This window comes from Leucobacter sp. M11 (assembly GCF_035726885.1).
In the GTDB taxonomy this organism is placed as follows: domain Bacteria; phylum Actinomycetota; class Actinomycetes; order Actinomycetales; family Microbacteriaceae; genus JAPFRB01.
This window is the reverse complement of sequence record NZ_JAPFRB010000001.1, coordinates 488,417-490,287: the sequence shown is the minus strand read 5'-3', so window position 1 is coordinate 490,287 and position 1,871 is coordinate 488,417. Positions and strand designations below refer to the sequence as shown.

The following is a 1,871-nucleotide window of genomic DNA, read 5'->3' as shown; positions in this document are numbered from 1 at the left end:
TACCAACTACACCTCGGCCAAGCTGGAGCGAGCACAGCAGACCTCCGGGAACTCCGGAACGGGTTTCGTGCGGGTGAGCTACCCGCAGTCCGTGCAGGTGAACCTCTCCGGCCGGACGGAGTCGGCGACGATCCCCGTCGGCGCTGCGGCGACCCTGGTCACCGACGTGTCTCCGGCGCTGGCTACCGGCACCCTGGAGTTCTGGCAGGGGAACACCCTGCTGCAGACGATCGGCAGCGCAGCGCAGGTACGGGTCCCCGTCGAGGGTCTGCCCGTCGGTGAGCACGTCATCACCGTGAAGTACCTGCCCACGAACGCCGAGTTTGCGTCGCGGACCGTGACCTACCTGCCGACCAGCACCACCATCACCGTCCGGGTTGTCCCACAACCGGGCGCGATCGCGCTGACGGTGTCGCCGCTCGAGGGCGATGACGGCGTGGCACGCACCGCAACCATCTCGGTCACGCCGAACGCTGGGAGCGGTCCGGTGGCCACCGGCACCGTCGAACTGCGCGAGGGGAACACCGTGCTGGGCTCGACCGCGCTGGTCAACGGCACGGGCACGATTCCCTTCTCGCCGAACTGGGTGGGCAACCGCGATCTCTTCGCTCGCCTGGTGGGCGGCGGACAGGTTTCCGCGCCGGATAGCGATCCCGTCACGGTTCGCGTGAACGCCGCGGCAACCAGTGTGCAGCTGGTCCGGGTCACCGACCCGAGCGCGCGCTCCACGCAGGTGACCGTGGAAGCAAGAGTGCTCCGGACGCACGATGGCGCTCCGGTCACCTCGGGGAACGTTGCCCTGCTCCGGTACGGTCAGCCGACGGGGATCTTCGTCCCGCTGAGTCCGGCCGGAACCGCTCGTTTCGTCGTCTCGGCTGAGCCAGCGGCGAGCGTCGACTACGAGGCCGACTATTTGGGAACTGCCCGCGCAGCCGGTGCCCGCTCTGCGGTGCTGACGGTCACGGGTGACGGGGCAACGGACGCGGATGGCGGAAGCGACGCTGACGGAGCCACCGATGCCGACGTGGATGGTGCGACCGACGGTGACGCGGATGGAGCGACCGACGCTGACGGTGCAACCGACGGTGACGCGGATGGAGCGACCGACGCTGACGGTGCAACCGACGGTGACGCGGATGGAGCGACCGACGCTGACGGTGCGACCGATGCCGACGCTGACGGTGCGACCGACGCTGACGGTGCCACGGATGCTGATGCTGACGGAGCCACCGACGCTGACGGTGCCACGGACGCTGATGCTGACGGAGCCACTGACGCTGACGGAGCCACCGACGCTGACGGTGCCACGGATGCTGACGCTGACGGCGAGACCGACGGTGCCACGGACGGTGGCGTTGATGGCGAGACCGACGGCAACACCGACGGCAAGGACGGCACGACGGACGGCGAGACCGACGGTGCGACCGACGGTGAGACCGACGGTGACGTCGATGGTGACGCTGACGGTGTGACCGATGGTGACGTCGATGGTGACGCTGACGGCGAGACCGACGGTGCGACCGACGGTGAAACTGACGGTGCGACCGACGGTGCGACCGACGGCGAGACCGACGGGGCCTCCGACGGCAAGGACGGCGGCAGCACCGACGGCGGCAACACCGACGGCGGCAACACCGACGGCGGCAACACCGACGGCGGGAACCCCGGCGGGGTGGATGGCGGCCACGCAGATGCCACGGACACCCCGAAAACCGGTTCGCCGACGGGCGGCGCTCCGCGCGCGGTCCTCGCGAACACCGGTGAGGCCGGTGGCCTCACCGTGGGGCTGAGCGTCCTGGGCCTGTTGGCCGTGCTGGGAGGAGCGGCGCTGCTGCGTCGCCGAGCGCAGCACAGCTAGCGCGACGCGCAAT

At 69.9% G+C, this 1,871-nt stretch carries 1 protein-coding gene; it reads left to right on the top strand.

Features of this window, described 5'->3' with window-relative positions:
* A partial coding sequence (locus tag OOT08_RS02505) for an Ig-like domain-containing protein (RefSeq protein WP_325090971.1) occupies window positions 1-1,858 on the top strand: 1,858 nt, incomplete at its 5' end.
* Window positions 1,859-1,871: the final 13 nt, after the last annotated feature.